The sequence below is a fragment of the Saccharomonospora sp. NB11 genome (genome assembly GCF_015910535.1).
Taxonomy (GTDB): Bacteria; Actinomycetota; Actinomycetes; order Mycobacteriales; family Pseudonocardiaceae; genus Saccharomonospora.
Window position 1 is genome coordinate 1 of the sequence record NZ_JACBJG010000024.1, and the last position, 1985, is coordinate 1985.

Genomic DNA, 1985 nt, shown 5'->3' on the forward strand with positions numbered 1-1985 from the left:
CGGTCTTACAGTCCGTTCGGACAGCGGCAGGCTGAGGCGGGAACGCAGCCTGCGTTGGGTTTCCAGCACCAGTACACCGACCCTGACAGCGGGAACGTGAACATGGGTGCGCGGTGGTATCAGCCGGGCACAGCAACGTTCGCCAGCCGCGACACCGCAGGCCTGGACCCACGAGACCTCAGCAACAGCAACCGCTACGCCTATGCGAGCGCAGATCCGCTGGCGAATACCGACCCCAGCGGGTACCTCGTCGTTGCGCCGGTGGTTCCTATTGTTGCCGTTATAGCCAGGTCAGCAGCGGTGCGGCAAGTAGGTACAAGACTGATTACGCGCGGTGCTGCGATCGTGGGTGGGATCGTCGGTGACTGGGCGTCTGATCTGTTTACGACGAAGAAAATTCGAGGGATACCGAGCCCGGCGCCTCAGTCAGTTCCGATTCCGCAAATAGCCTGGTCAATCTGGCAGTCGCTCGAAATTTCGCGAATCGCTTTGTTGGCAGGTTTCAACTTCCCTCATCCGTCGGGGAGCAGGCCGAGCGGATCTGGAGGGTTCATTGGTGGGGTTGGGGGTCCTCTTGGCGGGTTCGGGCCGGCCAGTCCAGGCGCGTGGAACACCGTGGATCTCCAGCGTCTCAGGACTTTCCTCGAACAGCTTCGCCGCCAGAGGCTCGAAGACCTTGTCAACACACCCCACGCCCGACCGCCACAAACACGAACCGTCGTCGACAGTATCCAGGAAGCCATCGACGCTGCTAAACGAACGGTCATCGACCTCGGAGTCATCCAACCGGAAGGCGGAGAACCAGCCCCCTACGAACCAGAAACCAACCACGGAATCGACCAACCCGCACCCCTGCCACCAGCAACAGCACACCTCAACGACTCATGCGCCGATGGGGCGCGGCCGAAGACCGACGGCAGCCGTAGCGCCCAGATATGGAGGTGCGGTTCAGATGGGGGTGCGCGTGAAGGTTCGACGAGCACATCAAAAGGGGAACAGCTTACTAGGGTAGGGCGTTGGATGTCGCGAGGGGAGTACGATGCGATGCGGCATACTGGGCAAGTTCAAGAAGGCGCAGGCGGTACAACTTATGTCGCACATCCAGGTGACCCCAACGCATTCGGGCGTGAAGCTAAGCCCGGGAGTATTTACGTTGAATTCGATGTTCCCCACAGCTCTCTATATCCGGCTGGCAAGCCGGGTTGGGCTCAGATACCAGGGCCGAACTCGATGTATGGCAGACTCGCGAAGAAGCGCGGACAAGATCCTTTAAAGTTCCCTGCAGCCCTAAATGTAGAGCTGGTGAAAGAAAAGTGGTAGAAGAGTTTCGCCTGTTGCACGAGTTGCGGCACTGGCTGGACGAGAATAAGCAGCTCTTAAAGGAAGAAGGGATCTGCTACTCCCTGAATGATTCTAGGATGCGCTGGGGGACGCCTTCGGTGTGGCTCAACCTCGAGAATGGTATCCGTATGAGTCAAATAACTGTCTGGACAACCGGAGACGTTCAATGTCAATACGGCGATATCTCAACAGGGGAAGTGTTTGATAGGTATCAAAATTTGGGGCGCGCTAATGAGCTCCTTGCAACGCTTGAAAGTCTAGTCCGATGGCAGCGCGGCGGGGAAATACCATAGGGGAAATTAAATCGTTTTGCGAGTCTGATCGCAACAACAGTCTTCGAGCTCCTAACACATTGTTTTCGTGAGTCGGCGCCAGCAGGCGAGGCTGGTGGCGAGGGCGAGGAAGCCGTGGTGGATGCGGTGCGGCGTTCCCAGCGTTCGGCCAGGCGTCAGAACTGGTGCAGCAGAGCCAGGGTTGTTTGACGACCCAGCGCTACGACAACCTCGGTCGCATCGCCTCCGACACCGTGCTGGGGCCTGACGGCGTGGAGACCACGTCGATCACTTACGAGTGGGACGACGAGGACCATTTGGTCGTCAAGCACACCGAGGGCCTTGCTGGTGCGGCGGAGAACGTTTACGGCT

The 1985-nt window shown here is 58.7% G+C and carries 1 protein-coding gene; it reads left to right on the forward strand.

Translation table 11 applies throughout. The features are described from left to right. A partial coding sequence (locus JAV51_RS20095; RefSeq protein ID WP_255535061.1) for an RHS repeat-associated core domain-containing protein occupies positions 1-1320 on the forward strand: 1320 nt, incomplete at its 5' end. Positions 1321-1985 lie beyond the last annotated feature (665 nt).